This window comes from Pseudomonas sp. MOIL14HWK12:I2, from assembly GCF_000510745.1.
Taxonomy (GTDB): domain Bacteria; phylum Pseudomonadota; class Gammaproteobacteria; order Pseudomonadales; family Pseudomonadaceae; genus Chryseomonas; species Chryseomonas oryzihabitans.
The window spans coordinates 65312-85134 of the sequence record NZ_AZOA01000013.1 but is presented as its reverse complement, the minus strand read 5'-3'; the positions used below and the strand labels follow the sequence as shown (position 1 = coordinate 85134).

Sequence of the window (19823 nt, the reverse complement as noted above, 5' to 3'; positions counted from 1 at the left end):
CGTTCGAGCCGGGCAGTTTACCCTATCGCCCCAGGGCTGCCGCTCCGCCAGTCGTTACGGAACGTCACCGGTAGGGCAGGGCTCTACTAGAGGGATTAATTCCTCTATGGAGACCTGTTGCATGCCGCTGTCTTCCGCAGAGCGCGAAGCCTTTCGCCAGCTCGCTGCCGATCTTCCGGGTGTCGATCTTCCGGTCTATGAACAGTTCGCCAAGGACCCGCTGGACCCCATCATCGGTCTGGGCGATCCCGATGCGCCCCTGGGCTTCTTTGGTCGCGATCCGGGGCGGGACGAGGTGAAGTACGGCGAGCCCTTCATCGGCAGCGGCGGCCAGATCGCCCGCAAGGTCCTCTATACCCACCTGCACGGCCAGCCCCCGGCCGACTTCGAAGCCACCCGCAGCCTGAGCCAGCAATTCTTCTGGGCCAACACCGTGCCCTACAAGCCGCTCGGCAACAAAGCCTGGTCGGAACGGGTGAAAAAGACCTTCCNCCCCCTGATGCGCCGCCTGCTGATAGAGCACTGGCACGGCACCCAACTCATCACCCTCGGCCGCGAAGCCTTCCTCTGGTTCGGCATCGGCCAGTCCAAGGAAGAACGCGCCCGCCTGGAAGCCTTCTGGAAAAGCGAAGACCGCTTCGAAAACAGCATTGAGGTCACCCTGGAAACGGAGGAGGGCACGCGCAAGACCTTGACGCTCTATCCCCTGCCGCATCCGTCGCCGTTGAATCAGACGTGGTATACGAGATTTCCTGGGTTGTTGGAGAATAGAGTAAAAGAGCTTCTCGCATAGTACTAGAAGGAGTGTAGGTAATACTCGGTTTTAGATTTGTATTTTTTCACCAAGCAATTCAGCTTGGAGGTTTCTTCAGCTCGAGTTCCCAAGCTTTCATTGCTTTCGAATAGACATGTTTTTTCAATGAAATTATCCCATGCGATGCTGGATTCCCTAAGATTTTTAATCTTTTCTGCCTGCATCATCGGATCATCTTCATAGAATTTTTCTGCGTTTTTGTAGGCTGTCTTAGCGTCGCGCTTTGCCATCTCTAGCTGAGATATTAGGACGTCTTCCTCCGTTTTTTTGCTGCTTAAGTTCTATTTCTAAATTAGCATTTTCACTATCTGTGACTGACATGAAGGCAAATAATGCCATGGCTATATACGTTGCACTATGCATGCTTGTGATTCAAGTTTTCGATTTTTACGCTACTGAGAGTTTAAGATGCTTTGAATTCTTCCAAATGAGCGAGTAAGCCTGTCTAGGTTTGAGGTATTCCTGATATTTTGTAATTGCTAACTTTGTGAGTCATGATAATTCTTAACTCATAGTCGTCATTTTCTGACTCTCAGCTTTGACAGACGAAATACTCGGTACCGTTATTTATGGATGAGACGCCATACTCTCCTTTGGGATCATTTGCTTCACCTCCTGCTCTTACATAGCTGTTGAAGGAAAGGCTTTTCCATGAGCTGGAGCTTGCTGAAGCAGGATAGGTCACCTCTATATGGCAAAGGATATTTTCTGTGCGAGCAGCTGCTTCTTGAGTTGCAGCGCCTACGTATATGAATACAAGCAAAGCGGCAATAAGGTTTCTAATGTGATTAGGCATATGCTTTTATGAAGTTATAAATGATTAACTTTATCTCTTTATTTATTATTATGATTTTTGGACTTTTTGCGAACTTGGGGCGGTACACTTAGTTTGCTGTCGCCTTGAATTAACTCTAGCTAATTAGATAAGCCCTTCGAGCCTTTCTTTCATTATTAACGTAGATGCATAACAGGCTATCAATTAGGTTTTCACTTATGGTTGACCTGGGCATTTATAAAAATTAATTTTTCCTTTTTGGAAGAAGTCAGGATTTTCTTTCCAGTACGTTGTGCTATTTTTTTTATTGTAAAAACCGATCCATTCAAAGATAAATTCTTTATCTGACCAATTTTTTATTTTGCCGATAGCCTTGTCTTTTGAGAAGTTTTTCCAGTCAAGCTGCATCCCTCCTGAGCCCAAATCCAATACGTCATCAAAATAAATTGCTGTATCGTTTTTCTCAGTGGAAAGCTTGGTCTTTATATAAATTTGATTAGAATTGACTTCCAGTTCGGCAGCTTTACGGCTAATTATCTGAAATCCTTGCAGGACCTCGCAGTCAGGTGACCAATGGCCGGTAAATTCATTTGGCTCATTTGCGTTGGATAGAGAGTTAGCACTGTAAATCGTAGTGAAAAGCACTATTTTGATACTTTTACTAATTATTTTTTTCATAAGTAATTGCTCAAAAAACCTTTCTTTAAATAGAGTTCTGTTCGGCCTTCCGTTTCTTCTCTTAAAAACTTTTCATAGCTCCTAAGAGATTCTTCCATGGTTTTTACAGGCTGGCCATAAGGGCTGGTTGGCAAGCTTGCCCATTCAGTACTGCATTTCTTTATGGCTTTTCCGATTTCTCCATTGCAAATCATTAGAAGTGGATTCGAACGTATCTTGTATCTTAATAATGCAATGCAAAACCGGTCTTGAGATTCAGGCGTAAAATCCCTGATCTGTAGTTTCTCGCGGATTCTTATCATGGCTTTGTCGTTCCAAGTATACGCCATTACTTGATAGGCGCCTGCCGCTGAAGATGTATAACCTTGTCTCTTTATTTTTATGTTTGGATGGTCGTCGAAATTTTTCGAGTAGTCTTTTATGAAGGACTGCCCGCCGAAAAGCTTTTCGTAACCAGATTTTCCAGTGGTTCCCTCGCCAACTCTAATCATTCTAATGAAGGCGCGAACTCTTAGTTCTCTTATGTCATTTTGTGTGGCTTCTATTAGGGTTATAGGGTGAAAGTGCCACGGATCTTTTATGTTTGTTCGAATAGCGCTGGCTACATGGTTCCACCAGCTAATCGTTTCTATTTTGCTCTTCTCCTTCTGCCATGCGAGATTCGGATTTTCGTTAGAGTTTCCGACTAGCTTATCTAGTTCATCCCAATAATTTGGCTCGTAGATCCATTCGGTTCTATGTCTTACAGCTAATTTGCAAATAGCTTGATAGAGTGAGAATTTATTATAGCTTGTAGGTTTGTAAAGATGTGAGTTGCCCTCTGTATCCTGTTTTCTTAAGATTCTTTCAATTTCATTTATAGCGGGATCGGAGGACGCTTCGCTAATTAAATTTTGAAACTCTCTTTTTTCTTCAGAAGAAAAAGATTCAGCTGTATTTAAGTGGTGCGCAAGTTTTGCTGCTGGAGAGACATTGTCCGCTAAAGTCTTATAGTCAACCCATTCCCACGGACTATGCCGGCTGATAATAAATTCCTGCTCACAAATCCAACCATCAATAGGCACTCCTTCGTCATCAGCCAGCAAACCTTTCAAATGCCACCAGCGTAGTTCTGGCGTGCAAACGCCGCCTGCGTTTCGTGAGGGAACGACGATCTTATCGTTAGTAGGCAGGGCATCCAGTTGAGTCTGGCTCAGTATTAGGTCCACCCCTACCTGAATACCCGGATCGCTGATCCGTGGTGGATGGCTGGCACCGATATCGGGACGGTGGGTAATCAGCTTGCTGGCGCCGGCATGGATTTTTAGTAGGGTTCGGCCACTGTCCGGCAAACGAGCAGCCCAGGCGCGGCTGCGCTCGATGAAGGCGGGGAGGTCATCGCAGCTGAAGGTTTCCAAGTGGATCTGCTGGCGGCCCTCGTAGAGGCCTGGGTGGCCGAGCAGGGTGCCGGCCTTGATGGGGAAGGGCTGGTCGAGGACCACCACAGTGTTCTGGGCCTTAGGGGTTGCTTCTGGCTTGAGATAACGCCTGGCGACATAGCCGAGACCGACCTGGGTTCGCCCTGGTAGAGGCTTCAAGCCGTTATTAGGCACCTCAACGAGCCGGCACCAGTCGCCGCTTCCCTCGATATGGATCTGGCTGCCATTGTCTAGTTCGGCCTGGACTAGAGCTTGGCTGCGCGGCTCTTGGCGGACGTTGAGCTTGCCGCCCTGGGTCTGGACGCGGTAGCGGTCATTGCCCCAGAAGGCTGGGCGGGGTAGTGCAGGGTCGGCCTCATAGCCGGCCCAGTCCAGCAGGTGCATGTAGAGACTGAAGAACACCAGCGAGGGTGGTGTCTCATCACCGCTGGGCACTTGTGGTGCCTCCAGGCGGTGGCGGACCAGCACGAAGCTGGTGGAGTAGGTCCTGCCCTCGATCGCCGAGCCCTCGTCGGGTACGAAGCGATGGACCTTGTCATCGATACGATAGGCAACCACCTCGCCATCGGCGATGCAGTGGATGCGGGATTGGTCCAGATAGGCGGCGGTGCCTGCGTCGAAATGCACGCCGCCATGCCAGAGGCCGTTGCTGCCCAGCAAATAGGTACCACCTTGAGCATGGGCCAATGCCTGTTGGTAGACCTGGGGATCGGTGACGTCCTGGCCGCTTTTCGCCTTGAAGGGGTAGGCCCAGTTTTCCACCTTAGGTTGTTGCATAGTGTTGGGAGTGGTCATGTTGCTGTCCTTGGCAAAGGCCGTTTTGTTGCGGCCGGTCCTGTGAATGGCGCTGAGGTCATACGGAGAAGTCGAGCGTGCGCTGTGGCTTCTGGTCTTGACGTTCCTGTTCGTTGGCGAGCGCCAATTGATTCGGATTCCCGGCGATTCCCTGCTGGGTACTGCCTGGCGGTTGAGGCAATTGCAGGGCGATGCCCGAGCCTTTGCCGGGTGCGCCGCCGGCATTCAGGCGAGCCAGGGGACCGACCAGGGTGATACCGCTCGGGTCAAGCTTGATGAAACTGCCACCGGCAGTCAGGGTAAGTTCGGTGCCGGCCTCGATGACGACACGATCACCCGCCTTGATATGGATTTCCTGGCCGGCCTCGACGAACTGGCTGCTGCCCAGCTTGAGATGCTGACTGCCGCCGATCAGCAAGTGATCGCTGGCCTTGACCTCGACCTTGCGCAGGCTATGGACGAGGCGGTGCTCTTCGGCGTGCAGCTCGCTGTGGCTGTTGCCATGGATACGCTGGTGGCGCTCGTGGCCGATCTCGCTGCGGTGGTCGTGGCGGATGTGTTCATCCCAGTCGCGCTGGGCATGGACGTGGATTTCCTCCTGCCCCTGGCGGTCCTCGATGCGCAGTTCGTTGTAGCCCTGTCCGCCTGGGCTACTCAGGCTCTTGAAGGTGCTCCGGGTCTTGTCCCCGGGTAGTTGTACCGGTGGCTGATGCTCGGCGTGGTACAGGCAGCCAAGGATCAGGGGCTGGTCGGGATCCCCTTCGAGAAAGCCCACCAGAACTTCCATGCCGACCCGCGGGATGGCCAGGGCACCCTGGCGATTACCGGCCCAGTTGCTGGCTACCCGTAGCCAGCAACTGGTGCGTTCGTCTGCCTGCCCTTCACGATCCCAATGAAACTGGACCTTGACCCGACCCAGGGCATCGCAATGGATCTCTTCCCCAGCCGGGCCGGTGACCACGGCGCTCTGCTGGCCGAGCAGGCGTGGCTTGGGATGACGGGGCAGGGGGCGAAAGGGCAGTTGCCAGGGAATGGCGTGGAAACGATTGCGGTAGCCCTGACTCCAGCCATCGTAGTCTGGCAGCCCCAGCAGTGCCGGGGTACCCAGGCCTTCTTCCAGCACCTGGGGTTGGCGGCCCTGATGCTCGATACGGGTGAGCAGCCACAACTGGTTCCAGCTTGCGCGGGGATGCTCGGTCAGGGGTAGGAAATGGCCGCTGGCCAGACGCGGCTGATCGCCGTAGCCCTGGGCTGTCTGGCTGTCGACGCGCAACGCCTCGAGGCCGCGGGCACTGAGCTGCTTGCCGCGATTTCGATCGCGAAAGCCGGCAGGAAAACGGTAGCTTTCCAAGGTCGGCTGCTGCTCGAGGTCGGTGCGGCTTTCCAGGCGCAGCCGGGGCTGCAGGGGATCCTGATCGCGCAGGATCAGCTGGGTGCTGCGGGTCTGGACTCCGACTTCGAGTCCGCGCACGACGGGATGATCGGCGACCTGACCGCTGCCTGGATGATAGGGCGTGGCGGCGAGACGGGGAAAACTGGTGGCGTCATCACCGAACACCAGCACGGCGCCGTCAGGCCGGTGCTCGAAGTGGTAGTGGATGCCTTCTTCCTCGCACAGGCGATTGAGGAAGTGCAGATCGCTCTCGCCATACTGCACGCAGTAGTCGCGCGCAGGATAGGGCGTTGGGCCAAGTGCCAGGCGATAGGCACCCTCCAGGATCCCATGCTCTTCGAGCAACCTGGCGAGGATCTGGGGCACCGCGAGGTTCTGGAAGATCCGCGAGTTGGTACGCTGGGCCAGATAGGTCAGACGGGGAACCAGTTCGAGCCGATAGCGGGTCAGGCGTCGTCCTGAGTCACCCTGAACGATGGCGCCCAGCAGTCCGTGAAGGCCCACGTCCATAGGACCCAGGCCAAGCCAGGCGGGACGGTTGAGCAGGTCTTCCAGGGCCCAGTCGGGCTTTTCGCTGACGACTTCCACCTGCAGACGATAGGGTTCGTTGAGGGCTTCCTGCCCATGGAACGCCAGCACCTGAAAGTCATGGGGCAGGCCCGGCAGGGTCAGGGTGAAGCGCGGCGCATTGGCGGGGCTGAACATGGGGTGTCTTCCTGACAGTGAGAGGTTTCACGTGGAACGCGAGAGCAGACGCTGCCACCATGGCTGCGGAGGCGCCGGCGCCTGCCACGCGGTGCGCCACTCGCCGAGGTCCTGCTGGCGGCGGGCGGGATCGATTTCCAGGGCTTGGCGAAGCACCTGCCAGGCGTCGGTAGGCATGGCCGCTGGCCGTTCGGGTTCGATTTGCAGGCTGCGTGCCTGCTTGGCGCTAAGGCGGCGATAGGGATGCTTGCCGGTTGCCAGTTCATAGAGCACGCAGGCGCAGGCATAGAGATCGCCCGCTGGGGTCAGCCGTCCGTCTTCGAGCAGTTCGAACGCGGCGTAGCGCACCGTCCAGGCATTGAAGCGTGCACGACTCAACCGCGGCAGGCCGGGCAGCAGGTCTTCGCAGGGCTGACCAAGACCGAAATCGAACAGGCGCAGACCGCTCTCCGTGAGGATCACGTTGCTGGGCTTGAGATCGCCATGCAGGACGCCGTTGGCGTGAGCGAACTGCAGGGCATCCAGCAGCGGCAGGGCGATCTCCTGCAGTTCGGTCCAGTCGAGTCCCTCGGGACGGTCACAGAGCAGGGCATCGAGCGTTGGGCCGCGCAACAGCTCAAGGGTGATGAAGGCGCGCTCGCTGCCAGGGTCGATCTCGAAACCATGCAGGCGAACGATATGCGGATGGCGCAGCCGTACGGTCAGGGCGAACTCCCCATAGAGCAGGGCGTTGGCATCGCCGTACTCGGCGAAGTCGTCGTTGAGCACCTTGATCGCGACCTGGGGTGCGGGATCACCATACTGCTCGCGCAACAGGTCGCGGGCGCGGTAGACGGCGCCCATCCCGCCAACGCCCAGCAGGCTTTCCAGTCGATAGCGGCTGCCCAGCACATCGGGCAGTGGAGCCAGCTGGCGGGTAGCAGCCGTCGTGCTGGGAGAAGCGAAGGCGAAGTGGGTGAGACCGTCATCGACGGCTGGATCCTGAAGGTTCATGCAGCCTCCCGAAGATGGATGACGATGGCGGTGAGGTTGTCGCGCGCGGGGCCTTTGAGCACGCCATCGAGCAGGCGCTCCAGGGCCAGGGCGGGCGAGGGCAGCGAGAGTGCGGCGCCCAGGGCGCGCTCTTTCAGGGCATCGTGCAGGCCGTCGCTGCTCAACAGCAGGCGGTCACTGGGCTGCAACTCGAAGCGGACGATGTCCAGGGCCAAGGCCTCCCGGGCACCCAGCGCCTTGGTCAGGGCGCGGGCGCCCGGATGGCGGGCTGCCTGGCGGGGACTGAGGCCTTCGACATCGATCAGGCGCTCCAGCAGGCGATGGTCGCGGGTCAGCTGGTAGAGCCGGTCGCCACGCCAGAGATAGGCGCGACTGTCACCCGCCCAGATGCAGGCCGCCTCGCCTCCACTGACCACCAGCGCCACGACCGTGGTGCCGATCAGGCGCTCGGGACCTTCGGCCAGTACCGTGAGATCCTGGGTGAGTCGTCGATTGATGTCGTGAAGCACTCGGCGCACCTGTTCCAGACGCTGGTCGAGCCCACCGCTTAAGGGCGTCTCGGCCAGGCGCTCGATAGCCAGGCGACTGGCGCGCGCACCGTCCTGATGGCCGCCCATGCCGTCGGCCACCGCCCAAAGGCCGTCGTTGGGGCGCTCCAGCAGGGCATCTTCGTTATGGGCGCGTACCTTGCCCGGATGGGTACGGGCAATGCTCAGGGCCGTCGTCATCAGAGCCGCTCCGGCAGCCTGAAGCCGCGCAGGGTGGCCACGTCGAAGGGGTTGGGCGAACGCTGACTGGATAGCAGATAGCCGGCATGGCGGCCCTCCAGGTCGGCCTGCACCAGCAGCACGTCGCGGACGCTGTGCTGTTGTAGCTTCATGCGGTCCAGCAGGCGGAACAGCGACCAGGCGCTACCGTCCTGCTCCAGGCCCACGCGGCGCCCACCCAGCTCTTCCAGGACCAGGGTCGTCCTCAAGGCATCGTTCTGCGGCCAGCGAAAGGTGGCGGCGACGATGGGGCCATGGCGGTATTCCAGACGCTCCTTGCCGATATTGAGGTCGGCGCGGGTCAGGCTTGGATCCAGCGAATAGGGCTCGAGCTTGAAGACGATGCCGGGCTCGGCCGGATTCTCGGCAAAGAAGCCGCGCCTGATCTGCTGGGTGCGGCTCATCTGGGCGAGGAAGTCCCGAGACAGCGGCAGGCTGTGGCCATCAATGCTGCGCGCGCGATAGGCTTCGCTCTCGCCGCGAACCACGAAGGGCTTCAGATAGGTCTCGAAAAAGCTGTCGGCGATACCCTGGGCCTTGAAGAATTCGCGGAAATCGACCAGAGAGACATCGCTTTCGCTGTCGGCCTTGAACGGATAACGCCTGTCCAGGCCGTTGCGATAGCTCGCCAGCAGTTCACTCTGGTAACGCCCATTGATGTAGTCGTAGGCGCCGGCCAAGATCAGATTCCAGCTGTCGTCGACCAGCAGACCGAGCCAGCCGTTGACCGGGGTGGGCAGCCGGCCGGCGGCACTACGCAGGCTGTTGAGTGCGTCGCGGTTGCCGGCCATGCGCGCCTTGGCCAGTTCGAAGGCGGCCTGCTCCGGAGCGCTGGCGTGGGCCAGGCCTGCCAGTTGTTGCTGGAGGTCATTGAGTGCCGCCATGGCCGGAGCAAGGTCGGCCACTGCAGCGCCCTGGTCGTCGAGCAGCCGATGCAGATTCTCGAAACGGCTCTGCAGGCTGCGGCGCGCGGTGTCCGGCAGGGCTCCATCCTGGCTGGCCGCCGCGGCGAGGCGGGTGTTGTTGCGGACTTCGGTCAGGAGCTGCAAGAGCGGCGAGTTGGCCGAGGTGAGCGCGGCCAGCAGGGTGGCGCCCTGGTTGGCGTCGCCCACGGGTTGCAGCGTGATCCGGGCGAGCGCATCGCTCCACTGATTGGCGTAGTCGCGGAAATAGAGTTGCTCGAGTTCCACCTGCAGGTGGCGCAGGTCCATGCCGGTGATGCCGTCGCCATCGCCCAGCACCCAGTTGTCGGCGGTCAGCTCTTGGATCACGGCCAGGCCCTGGGTGGAAAAGGTCTGCGCATAGCCCTGACGGGTATAGAACCCGGGGATGGGGTAGTCGGCGCCTTCGAAGGTCAGGGCCTGGGCGCCCAGCTGCTGGCTCAGCCGATAGATCGGCAGGCCGCTGGCCTGGTCGCGCAGGATGCGATAGACCACCACGGCTAGGGATTCGCTGCGCAGTACCTGGCGCGCCTGGGTCACCAGCTGGGTATCCACCGGATAGGCGTCAAAGCCCTGCTCCAGCAAGCGCGCCAGATGGGTATCCAGACTGTTCTGGGTGAGGGCGTCACCCGGATAGCGCTGGGACCAGTCGGCGGCGGCCCAATCGCGCAGGGTGCGGGCGTCGCGGCGTTCGGGCAGTTGCAGCATCAGGTAAGCCCGCAGGTGACCGATCAGCCGCTCCCGGTCGCCGAGGCTGCCACGGATGCGCTCTTCCAGCTGCGCCTTGAGCCGCGGCAGCAGATAGTTGTCGAGGGCCTGGTGATAGGCGGCCTCGATGACTGGGCGTACGGCCTCTCCTTGATAGAGCCCGGTGCGTTCGCGCAGCGGCGTAGCGTCTGCGGCTGGAAAGACCTGGGTGCCGGCATAGGCGTTGTCCAGTACCGGCAGCACCGCGCGGGCATCGGCGTCGGCCTTGAGCTGACTGCGCGCTTGCACGCCGTGCTGCACCAGGTCGCGCAGGCGCTCCAGTCGCGCGTGATTGCCGGCGAAGCTGCTGGTCCAGAGCGCCGCACCCAAGGCCAGGCCGGCCAGGGCTGCGGCATAGAGACCCCGCTGCCCCCAGCTCAGGCGGCGCAGCTCGCGCTGGTCCAGGCCAGCCAGAGCCGCCTCGGGAAAGATCACGCGACTGAACAACTGGCGGATGAAACGTGGCTGGCCGCTACGGTATTGGGGCAGCAGGCTGCTGGGCAGACCGAGCTGATCGCCGATGCCCTGGGTCTGGGCGTCGAGTGGCTGGCTCAGCGCCGGGGTGCTGGTCAGGTAGAACCCGCGTAACTGGGCCGCGCGCTGGTAGCGATTGCCCGCGAAGGCCAATTCGACGAAGAGGGCGAGGCCATCGCCCAGACGACCCAGCTGATGTGGGAAGTCGAGGATCTGGCCGCGGCGCTGGCCGTCGCGCTCCTGATGGATACGCGGGATGACCTGGCTGTTGAGGCGGCGCAGCAGTTCCTCGAATTCCTGGCGCAGCACTCCGGGATCGGTACCGTTCTGGGCTTCACGAAAGGTGGTGCCCAGGACCTGCTCATTTTCCTCGCGAGAAAGACTGTCGAAGAAGGCGTCGAAGCCAGGCAGGTGATCCGCCTGGGTCAGCACCAGATAGACGGGGACCTCGACCTTGAGCTGGCGAGCCACCTCGTGCAGGCGGGCGCGTACCTGACGTGCCAGGGTTTCCAGGGCGACTTCGTTGCCACTGGCCAACTGAACTACCGGGATAGCAATGAGAATGCCATTGAGCGGGCGCGTTCGCCGCTGGCGCCGTAGCAGTTGCAGCAGGGTCTGCCAGGCACTGCTGTCCACCGGAGCGTCGCCCTGGGTCAGGTAGCGGCCGGCGGTGTCCAGGAGCACCCCCTGTTCGGCGAAGTACCAGTCGCAGTGACGGGTGCCGCTGACATCGCGGGTCAACCGGGAACGCTCTGTATTGAGCGGGAATTCCAGACCGGAGAAATCCAGCAACGAGGTCTTGCCGGCACCCTCCGGTCCCAGTAGCAGGTAATGCGGCAGTTCGCGCCGCCAACGCTGGCTGCGTCCCCGATAGAGGCCGGCGCCATGCAGGGTGCGGTAGGCGTCCCGGGCGCGGGACTCCAGTTCGTGGGCCTCGTCGTCGATGCGCTCGGCGCGCAGCTGATCGTGCTGGCCCGCTTCGGTGGCGAGACGCTGCCGTTGCTTGCGCTGCTGCAAGCTTTGCAGCAGCGCCATGACCAGGCCCCAGGCCAGGAACAGACCGCAGAGGGTGGCCAGGCGGTGGGTGACCGAGGCCCAGGGGCTGTGGCCGGCAAAGGCCAGCAGAGGACCAAGGGTCCAGACCATGCCGCCCAGGCCCAGGGTCACGAGCAGCGTCCAGGTCCAGGGACGGCGCAGCATGCGCCCGAGTGCAATGATGAATCCTTTCATGGGTGCGCTTCCGTATCAGGCGTGGGGCGGGGCGGCCACTGGCGCGGTGACCGCAGGACCACCGGGATAGCCTTGCAGCAGGCCGTCGCGCTGCTGTTCCAGCGCCAGCCTGAAACCGCCATAGAGGGTGGCAAGGCAGATCAGGGTGAACAGCGCGACGAGCCACCAGGGCACCAGGCGGACCAGCCGTCGTGGCCGGGCATCCAGTCCCTGCCAGTGCGGCGACAACTCGCGCGGCACATCCCCACGCAGCTGGCGAAGTTGCCGATAGAGGCTGTCGCGGATGGCTTCGAGTTCGAGCATGCCGCGCGGCAGCACCCGATACTTGCCTTCGAAGCCCAGCGCCAGGCAGAGGTAGAGCAGCTCCAGCAGAGCCAGGTGCTTGGCTGGATTGCGACTGAGGCGTTCGAGCAGCAGAAAGAACTTTTCGCCGCCAAAGGTCTCGTTGTGAAAGCTGCTCAGCAGGCTGAGTTGCGACCAGTCACCGGCATTGCCCCAGGGGGTGGTGACCACCGCCTCGTCGACCGTGGTGCAAAGGGCATAGCGGGCGGCCATGACCTCACCGCTGTCCAGCCCGCTGGCCAGAGCACGCTGTTCGAACAGCCGTAGGCTGGCGGCCAGGCGCTCCTTGAGCACATGCAGGTCTTCCGCGGCGTAACTCTGGCGCAGGCGCACCACCTCGGAGAGCAGTGGCGCGGCAGCGCCTATCATGGGATTGATGCTCAGATTCAGGGTCTCGCCCGGTCGCAGGCGTGCCGCCTGGACCATGCGTTCCTCCAACTGGGCGTAGCGTGGTGGCTCGGCAAAGTCGGTGAGCGGGCTGCGGGGTGTGTCCGGCCCCTGGGCGTGGCGACTCAGCACCACGGTCCTGTCGTCCCGGCCTGCGTCGGTTGCGGTCTGCATGCTTAGCTCCTGATCGCCCAGAAGGCGAGGTCGAGGCCCGGAAAGGCGCCGGAGACATGAAAGGCGAAGCCACCGGATTGCTCGAGCTGGGCGATGTCGGTGGCGCTGAGTTCGAGGGCGAAATAAGCCTTGTCGGTATGGAAGGGCAGCTGACGCGGCGCGACCGGCAGCGGTTTGAGGGTGAGTCCTGGCAGGTGCAGATTCACCAGCTGGCGGATGCGCTCCACCGGTCCCACCTTGAGGTGCGCCGGCAGGCGCTGACGCAATTCCTCGGTGCTGCACTCGGCCCCGGCGATGAGCACGAAGCTGGCGCTGGCTAGCAGACCGTGGTCCTGCAGGGGCGCGACCTGGATGCCGTACTGACGCTGTTGCAGGGGCAGTGGCAGGGCATGCTGTTCGAGCACCATGGACAATGCCTGGCGCAGGGCCTGGAACAGCGGTGCGAAGCTGCCGGACTGATCGGCGTGGCGATAGTGAAGGTCCAGTGCCGGACGCCGGTCGGCAGCCGCGAAGGTAGCCAGCTCTCCGTGCAGGGCGAGCAGTTCGCGAAAGAGGCTGCGTGGATGCAGTTGTTCATAGTCCAGGCAGTGGCGCAGAACCGCTTCATGGCGATTGACCAGTTGCAGCAGCAGGAAGTCACCGATCTCTGCGGTGCCCAGGCTGCCAGCCTGGCGCAGGCGTTGAGAAAGTACCTCGGCACGATGGGCGAGCAGGGAGGCGACCTCCTTGAGACCCGCCAGCAGAGGCTCGGCCGCCCGCACCTGGATGACGCTGGGGGTAAAGGCGGTATCCAGCTCCAGGCTGCCGTCTGGCGCCGTTTCCAGCAGCTGACAGACCTGCAGGCGGACATAGGCGTCCAGTCGCGGATGGCTATCGAGCAGCAGCCGGAAATCGGGACGTCCGCAGGTGACCGCCCCCCGCTCGCCGAAACCGGCATGAGAGTCGGCGATCTCGCTGTCGACGCTCAGGTAACGGGCGATGACGTCGTCCTGGTCGACTGGACGGCTCTCCAGGCGCTGGCCGCTGGTCAGGGGGAGCGCCAGCCAGACCGCACTGTCGCGGGTATTGGCCGGTACATCGAGAGCCAGGGGCTCGCCGTCGGCGCCCAGTTCGAAGAGGGTGCCATCGGGCAGGATGCCACTGGCCTGACTGACCACTACCTTGCCCATGGCGAGGAATTGGCGATCGAGAGTCAGCTCGAAAAAGCCCCATGCCGGCTCGCCCAGGCGACGGGTACGAATCTGCAGCTGCTGGGCGTGATAGCGGTCGTTCTGCTGGAAGTGCTGCGGCCGCAGCAGCATGCCTTCCTGCCAGATCACCTTGAGTTGCTGCATGGCCTACTCCTTGATCGGCGGAGCGGCCTGGATGCCATCCGCCGTGAAATCCAGGCGGATCTGCGCCAGCGCCGCGGGCCTGAGCTGGATGACCTGCCGCCACTGGCTGCCGCCCAGGTTGCGGTAGGCGCCATAGATGCCGACGTAGCGGCTGGCGTCCTGCACCCTCAGCTTGAGTTCGCGTGACTCACCGGGCCGTAGCTCGACTTCTTCCTCGGCGACCCAGTCGGGAGCCAGGGTCTGCTTGGCGTTTTCATAGAGGGAAAAGAATTCGGCATTTTCGAAGCCGACCGGATTCTTCAGTTCGATAAGGCGCACCACCAGCGGCGAGGGCCGGCCGTTGAGGTCGGGATTGAGGTCCTCACCGCCCTTCAGGGTCAGGTCGAGGCGGGTCGGATCAGGTGCCCTGGGGCTGGTGCAGGCACCTAGCAGTAGGGCCAGGCCGAGCGCGCCGAGGCGTAATAGGGTGTTCATGTCAGCGTCCTTGCTGGGTGGGGTTGAGGGTGGCGATGAGGCGGACCTGCTCGGTGTAGGCCTGGGCGAAGTCCTTGGCGAACAGCCGTTCGCACCAGTCGTCGTCCTGACGCAGCTCGCGATACTGGCGCTGCCAGGCACGCCAGAGTCTGGCATCGCGCCCCCAGCGCAGGCGTCGGCCGTCACGCTCAAGGCGGGCCTCGCACTGGGCCGGTGCCAGCTGTTCAAGGGTGGCCAGCACCGCCTGGCGACTGGCCGCGACCAGGCCGACCTGATGGGCCTGAAGTTCGCGGCAGGCGCGGAGCAGAGCCTGGTCCGCGGTGAGCTGGCCGGAAGCGCTGGGGCGCAACAACTGACTCAAGGCCGCGTCGCCGTCGGCCGCGAAGGCCAAGGGGTTGTTGCCGCTGCTCTGTACCGTGGTAAGCGGCAGCCGCAGTTCATTGCGCGTTTCGTTGCGGGTCCGCAGGCAGCCGTGCAGGCCCTGGGTCGCCAGGCGCAGCAGGCGCGCGACCTCGAGTGCCAGGGTTTCACGCGCCTCCTGGTCGAGGTCGGCAAGCTCCAGACCCAGGGCCACCCCGAAGGCCTTCCAGAACGTTGGTGTCTGGCGCTGCGGAGCCGCCGCCGGGCGCTCGACCGGAGCCGGAGCGCTGTGCTCTACCAGAGCAGGAATGCCCAGGCTGTCCAGATCGACCCTGGCATAGTCGCTGCGAGTAATGTCAGTGGCGAAGGGATCCAGACCCTCGAGCTCGTCGATGCCGTGAGGATCGCGACGCTCCAGCGCCTGCAACGGATCCAGTTCGAGAAAGGCGTCGTCCGGGATCAGTCCAGGGGCACTGGTTGGGACCTGGAAATCGTCGGCGAACCCGGCCGGATCGCGGACCAGGCGGGCAGCGAGGGCGAAGGTGCCTAGGGCGAAGGTCTGGCCATGCTGGATCCGCCAAGGCTCGCCCTTGGTCAGACGCTGACCATCGGCAAGCTGGACGCCATTGCTGCTCAGGTCGGTGAGAAAATAGTCGCCTTCGCTGTAGCTGATGCGGGCGTGCTGACTGGACAGCACCCGCTGCGGATCGGGCAGGTACCAGTCGCAGTCTTCGCTGCGGCCGATGAGTCCGCCAACGTGGCGAAAGGTCTTTTGGGTGAGCAGTCCGGGGGCGTGCGCTCGACTGCCGACCAGATCGAATACCAGTTCCATGGTCTTGTCCTGTCCTAGGTGAGGCGGTGGGGTGTCTGGGGTTCGCCCAGGGGGCGATAGTCCTGCAGATCCCCGAGCGACGAGGTGCAGGCGGCCAGGGCGAGCAACGTCAGCAGCAACAGGGAGCGAAGTAGCGCAGGCATGGGGCGTTCCTCTAGGAAAGTTGCAGATCGGCGCTGCGGATGCTCAGTCGCTGCAGGCGATAGAGCAGGGTGCGGCGCGGCAGTCCCAACTCCTGGGCCGCCTGGGTCTGGTTGCCGCGGTTCTTGCGCAGGCAGTCCACCAGCAGGCCGCGTTCGAGCTGATCCAGGCGCTCACGCAAGGTCAGGCTGCCGGCATTGCCGGTCAGGGCGGCGGAGCGGATGGCAAAGTGTTCGGGCAACAGCTCGTTGCCGTCGCAAAGCAGGACGGCGCGCTCCACCAGCCCCTTGAGTTCGCGGACATTGCCGGGAAAGGCATAGCCCGCCAGCAGGTCCAGGGCGGCGCTGGACCAGCGACAACGTGACCGCTGCAGGCATGCACAGGCCTGGTCGGCGAAGTGCCGGGCCAGCAGCGGCAGGTCCTCGCCGCGCTCGCGCAGGGGCGGCAGCTGAATGGGAAAGTGAGTGAGGCGATAGTAGAGATCCTCACGAAAGGTGCCCTGCTCGACCAGCCGCGCCAGTTGACGATGGGTCGCCGCAACGATGCGTACGTCGACCCTGTGGGTTTCGGCACTACCCAGCGGGCGGACCTCGCCTTCCTGCAGCACGCGCAGCAGCTTGGCCTGTAAGGTCAGCGGCATATCACCGATCTCGTCGAGAAACAGGGTGCCGCCATTGGCCGCATCGAACAGACCGGCGCGATCGCGCTCGGCACCGGTAAAGGCGCCCTTGCGATAGCCGAAGAGCTCGCTTTCCAGCAGGTGCTCGGGCAGCGCCGCGCAGTTCTGCACCACGAAGGGCTGGGTCCGTCGCGAGCCCCGTTCGTGGATGGCCCGGGCCACCAGTTCCTTGCCGGTGCCGGTTTCACCGGTCAGCAGCACGGTGATGGGGCTGTGCAATATCTTGCCGATCAAGCGATGGACTTGCCGCATGGCGCCGCTATCGCCAAGCATGCCGAAGCCATCGCCCACTGCCGGTGACGTTGGCCTTTCCGTTACGGCGCCCAATGGCTGAGTCTGGGCGCGCTCTAGCAGCTGGCTCTGCGCCAGGGCGAAGCATCCGAGCGGTGTCAGTACCTCTGCATGGGTTTCCAGTTCGCGGCGGCAGCGGCTGGCCTGTACCAGCAGACCCTCGACGCTGCCCGACGGGCCAGTCAGGGGTAGGCAACCAAGGCTGAGCCAGCCGTCGCCAGGCAGGAAGGTAGTGGTGTGCAGCAGCGGGTCCAGCTCACGCAGGTGCAGGCTGCGATTCTGCGAAAGGCAGTAGTGCAGCAGACTCTCCTGCTCCAGCGGCAGGGCGTCACCGGCCATGGCGGCGGTGCTGTCCAGACTTTGTGCCAGGCACACCAGTTGGGTATGAGTGGCGTCCAGACGGTAGTACTGCACCAGGTCGAGCCGGGCCAGACGCTGGATGCCTTCCACCAGGCCGAGGGCGAGTTGGGCGGGGTCTTCGTGCTGGCCGAGCGCGATGAACAGGGGCAGCATGGCTTCTGGCGCGGGGGACGGGATCATGCCGCCACCTCACAGCGGAAATCACCCTGGTCGTTGCAGGTGAGGTGCAGCCGCCCTGGCGTCTGACCACGGGCGAGGGCGTCGAGCAACTGGTCGGTAAGCAGCGGCAGCACTCGCTGCTCCAGGAGTAGGTCGATCCGGCGAGCACCACTGTCGGCGTCCAAGCAACGTGCCGCCAGGTCCTCCAGCAGGGCCGGGGCATAGCTGAAGGCGACCCGGCGGGCGGCCAGCCGGACGCCGAGTCGTTCGAGCTTGAGCACGATCAGCTCACGCAGCAGCTCGGCATCTAGCGGGTAGTAGGGCACCACGCGCATCCGCGCCAGCAGGGCAGGCTTGAAGTGGCGGGTCAGGGTGGGGCGAATCGCCTCGGTCAGTTGGGCCACGTCCGGACGTACGTCGGCGCACAACCGCTGGATCTCGCCGCTGGCCAGATTGGAGGTCAGCAGGAAGAGCACGTTGCGGAAGTCGATCTGCCGGCCCTCGCTGTCGGTGGCCTGGCCACGGTCGAAGATCTGGTAGAAGAGGTTGAGTACCTCGGGATCCGCCTTTTCCACTTCATCCAGCAAGACCACCGAATAGGGCTGGCGGCGCACGGCCTCGGTGAGCAGACCTCCTTCGCCATGGCCGACATAGCCGGGCGGCGCGCCGATCAGGCGCGACACGCTATGTTTTTCCGCGAATTCCGACAGGTTGAGGGTGGTGAGAAAGCGCTCCCCGCCATAGAGCAATTCGGCGAGCGCCAGGGCGGTCTCGGTCTTGCCGACCCCGCTGGGGCCGACCAGCAGGAAGACGCCGACCGGCGCCTCGGGAGCGTTCAGACCCACCGCGGCTGCGCGCAGGGCGCGATCCAGGGCGACCACCGCCTGCTCCTGGCCACGCAGGCGTACGCGTAGATCGCTGGCAAAGCGGGCCAGGCGCTGGTCATGGCGACGGGCGAGTTGGTCGACCGGAAGGCCGGTCCAGGCCGCGATCACCTCCGCCACGAGGTGCGGGCAGACCTCAAGGTTGACCAGGCGCCCATGCTGGCGTTGCAGCTGCTCCAGCTCTGCCTGGGTCGCTGCCAGCGCAGCGCTGACCGAGGCCGTACGCAGGGTCAGGATGCGCTCGGCCAGCTCCCGCTGGCGTTCCCAGTCGGCCTGCAGCGCAGTGGCTGCCAGGTGCTCGGCGTCCCGCATGGCGGTAAGGCTATCCAGATGGCCGGGCGCGACAGGCAGACCGAGATCGGCATCGCGGCGGGTGGCGGAGAGCGTGCGCTCGGTAGCGGCCAGGCGTGCGCTCAAGGCATCCAGGGCCGGAGGCGGGCTGGCCAGGCTGATACGCACCCGGGCGCAGCAGGTGTCGAGCACATCCACGGCCTTGTCCGGCAACTGGCGCCCGCTCAGATAGCGGGCGGCCAGCTCGGCGGCGGCCACCACCGCATCGTCGCGCAGATAAACGCCATGGCCCTCGGCATAGGTCGGCGCCAACCCACGCAGGACGGTGATGGCGGTGGCGACGTCGAATTCGTCCAGCCTTACCGGCTGGAAGCGCCGCGCCAGGGCCGGGTCCTTTTCGAAGTACTTCCGGTACTCGCCCCAGGTGGTGGCGGCGATGGTGCGCAGCTCGCCGCGCGCCAGGGCCGGTTTGAGCAGGTTGGCCGCGTCCGAGCCCCCGGGCTGGCCACCCGCACCGATCAGGGTATGGGCCTCGTCGATGAACAGGATGATGGGGTGCGGTGCCTGGCGTACGGCATCGATCACGCCTTGCAGGCGGCGTTCGAATTCGCCCTTGACGCTGGCGCCGGCCTGCAGCAGCCCGAGATCGAGACTGCGTATTTCCACACGGCGCAGACTGTCGGGCACCTCGCCTGCCGCGATGCGCAGCGCCAGCCCCTCGACGATGGCGGTCTTGCCAACGCCGGCTTCGCCTACCACGAGGGGATTGTTCTTGCGCCGCCGCGAGAGGATGTCCACCAGTTGCCGGATCTCGGCCTCGCGGCCCAGCACCGGATCCAGGCGCCCGGCACGGGCCTGGCCGCTGAGGTCATGGGTGAAGCGGTCCAGAGGGGACTCGCTGATGACCGGTGACCCCTCGGGCCGCTGAGCCCTGACGAAGTCCAGGAGCTGCGCGGCATCCACCCGCTCCAGCAGGCGACCGTAACCTGTGCCCAACAGCCGCTCGGGATGGCGCAACAACGCCAGCAGCAGGGCGGCGCTATCGGTCTCAGCCTGTTCCAGTTCGAGACGGGCGAGCAGCACGGCATCCTGCAGCCACAGCAGCAGTGCAGGATCGAAGACCGGGTCGCCGCCTTCTCCATTGCCCTGGCGCGGCTGCAGCGTCGCGGCGAAATCCACCGAGTCCAGGTCAGCCGCTTTCAGCACGCGAGTGAGCAGTCCGTCGCGGGATTCCAGCAGGACCGCCAGCAGGTCTTCGATCAGGATCTGCCGGCCGCCCCGACGGACGCAGCGCTGCGCCGCCTGTTCCAGGTCCTGGCGCGCGGTCACGGAAAGGCTGTTGATAAGGAGGTTCAGGTCCAGGGTGAGCATCTTGATCGTCCTTG

Annotated in this window: 14 protein-coding genes; 1 reads left to right on the top strand and 13 read right to left on the bottom strand. The window is 62.6% G+C overall.

Annotated elements, in window-relative coordinates:
• The first annotated feature begins 121 nt into the window (after nt 1–121).
• Nucleotides 122–793, top strand: coding sequence for a uracil-DNA glycosylase family protein (locus PSK12I2_RS0112415; RefSeq protein ID WP_027598654.1), 672 nt, complete (start codon nt 122–124; stop codon nt 791–793).
• A 1012-nt stretch (nt 794–1805) separates the two neighbouring features.
• Here the strand turns inward: PSK12I2_RS0112415 and PSK12I2_RS24865 are convergent.
• From PSK12I2_RS24865 to tssH, 13 genes are read right to left on the bottom strand one after another with little or no spacing between them, the layout of a single operon-like run.
• Nucleotides 1806–2267 carry a hypothetical protein gene (locus PSK12I2_RS24865; protein ID WP_156930144.1) on the bottom strand — a complete coding sequence of 154 codons (462 nt, stop codon included), beginning with the start codon at nt 2265–2267 and terminating at the stop codon, nt 1806–1808.
• Nucleotides 2264–4480 (bottom strand): hypothetical protein, encoded by a 2217-nt coding sequence (locus PSK12I2_RS24860; protein ID WP_156930143.1) that lies wholly within the window; start codon nt 4478–4480, stop codon nt 2264–2266. Before PSK12I2_RS24860 ends, PSK12I2_RS24865 begins: the two co-directional genes overlap by 4 nt.
• A 58-nt stretch (nt 4481–4538) precedes the next feature.
• On the bottom strand, nt 4539–6578 hold the full coding sequence (tssI, locus tag PSK12I2_RS0112405) for a type VI secretion system tip protein TssI/VgrG (protein ID WP_027598653.1): 2040 nt from the start codon (nt 6576–6578) through the stop codon (nt 4539–4541).
• Nucleotides 6579–6605: 27 nt separating this feature from the next.
• Nucleotides 6606–7571 (bottom strand): serine/threonine-protein kinase, encoded by a 966-nt coding sequence (locus tag PSK12I2_RS0112400; protein WP_027598652.1) that lies wholly within the window; start codon nt 7569–7571, stop codon nt 6606–6608.
• A complete protein-coding gene (locus PSK12I2_RS0112395; protein WP_037007698.1) occupies nt 7568–8299 on the bottom strand; it encodes a PP2C family serine/threonine-protein phosphatase in 732 nt (243 codons plus the stop codon). Before PSK12I2_RS0112395 ends, PSK12I2_RS0112400 begins: the two co-directional genes overlap by 4 nt.
• Nucleotides 8299–11730 (bottom strand): type VI secretion system membrane subunit TssM, encoded by a 3432-nt coding sequence (tssM, locus tag PSK12I2_RS0112390; protein WP_027598650.1) that lies wholly within the window; start codon nt 11728–11730, stop codon nt 8299–8301. Before tssM ends, PSK12I2_RS0112395 begins: the two co-directional genes overlap by 1 nt.
• A 15-nt stretch (nt 11731–11745) precedes the next feature.
• Nucleotides 11746–12633, bottom strand: a complete 888-nt coding sequence (gene icmH / locus PSK12I2_RS0112385; protein WP_027598649.1) for a type IVB secretion system protein IcmH/DotU — start codon at nt 12631–12633, stop codon at nt 11746–11748.
• Nucleotides 12634–12635: 2 nt separating this feature from the next.
• Entirely contained in the window at nt 12636–13967 is a 1332-nt protein-coding gene (gene tssK, locus PSK12I2_RS0112380) for a type VI secretion system baseplate subunit TssK (RefSeq protein ID WP_027598648.1), read from the bottom strand.
• Between the two features lie 3 nt (nt 13968–13970).
• Nucleotides 13971–14441: a type VI secretion system lipoprotein TssJ gene (gene tssJ / locus PSK12I2_RS0112375; RefSeq protein WP_027598647.1), complete on the bottom strand. Its 471-nt coding sequence runs from the start codon at nt 14439–14441 to the stop codon at nt 13971–13973.
• Nucleotide 14442: 1 nt separating this feature from the next.
• Nucleotides 14443–15633 carry a type VI secretion system-associated FHA domain protein TagH gene (gene tagH / locus PSK12I2_RS0112370; protein WP_027598646.1) on the bottom strand — a complete coding sequence of 397 codons (1191 nt, stop codon included), beginning with the start codon at nt 15631–15633 and terminating at the stop codon, nt 14443–14445.
• Between the two features lie 14 nt (nt 15634–15647).
• Nucleotides 15648–15776, bottom strand: coding sequence for a type VI secretion protein (locus PSK12I2_RS24855; RefSeq protein WP_156930142.1), 129 nt, complete (start codon nt 15774–15776; stop codon nt 15648–15650).
• A gap of 11 nt (nt 15777–15787) precedes the next feature.
• Nucleotides 15788–17284 carry a sigma-54-dependent Fis family transcriptional regulator gene (locus PSK12I2_RS0112360; protein WP_027598645.1) on the bottom strand — a complete coding sequence of 499 codons (1497 nt, stop codon included), beginning with the start codon at nt 17282–17284 and terminating at the stop codon, nt 15788–15790.
• A complete protein-coding gene (gene tssH / locus PSK12I2_RS0112355; RefSeq protein ID WP_027598644.1) occupies nt 17281–19809 on the bottom strand; it encodes a type VI secretion system ATPase TssH in 2529 nt (842 codons plus the stop codon). The genes PSK12I2_RS0112360 and tssH overlap by 4 nt, the downstream gene beginning before the upstream one ends.
• Nucleotides 19810–19823: the final 14 nt, after the last annotated feature.

Coding starts and splice junctions, on each gene's coding strand:
- PSK12I2_RS24865 (WP_156930144.1), bottom strand. CDS start 2,267: ATGAAAAAAATAATTAGTAAAAGTATCAAAATAGTGCTTTTCACTACG.
- PSK12I2_RS24860 (WP_156930143.1), bottom strand. CDS start 4,480: ATGACCACTCCCAACACTATGCAACAACCTAAGGTGGAAAACTGGGCC.
- tssI (WP_027598653.1), bottom strand. CDS start 6,578: ATGTTCAGCCCCGCCAATGCGCCGCGCTTCACCCTGACCCTGCCGGGC.
- PSK12I2_RS0112400 (WP_027598652.1), bottom strand. CDS start 7,571: ATGAACCTTCAGGATCCAGCCGTCGATGACGGTCTCACCCACTTCGCC.
- PSK12I2_RS0112395 (WP_037007698.1), bottom strand. CDS start 8,299: ATGACGACGGCCCTGAGCATTGCCCGTACCCATCCGGGCAAGGTACGC.
- tssM (WP_027598650.1), bottom strand. CDS start 11,730: ATGAAAGGATTCATCATTGCACTCGGGCGCATGCTGCGCCGTCCCTGG.
- icmH (WP_027598649.1), bottom strand. CDS start 12,633: ATGCAGACCGCAACCGACGCAGGCCGGGACGACAGGACCGTGGTGCTG.
- tssK (WP_027598648.1), bottom strand. CDS start 13,967: ATGCAGCAACTCAAGGTGATCTGGCAGGAAGGCATGCTGCTGCGGCCG.
- tssJ (WP_027598647.1), bottom strand. CDS start 14,441: ATGAACACCCTATTACGCCTCGGCGCGCTCGGCCTGGCCCTACTGCTA.
- tagH (WP_027598646.1), bottom strand. CDS start 15,633: ATGGAACTGGTATTCGATCTGGTCGGCAGTCGAGCGCACGCCCCCGGA.
- PSK12I2_RS24855 (WP_156930142.1), bottom strand. CDS start 15,776: ATGCCTGCGCTACTTCGCTCCCTGTTGCTGCTGACGTTGCTCGCCCTG.
- PSK12I2_RS0112360 (WP_027598645.1), bottom strand. CDS start 17,284: ATGATCCCGTCCCCCGCGCCAGAAGCCATGCTGCCCCTGTTCATCGCG.
- tssH (WP_027598644.1), bottom strand. CDS start 19,809: ATGCTCACCCTGGACCTGAACCTCCTTATCAACAGCCTTTCCGTGACC.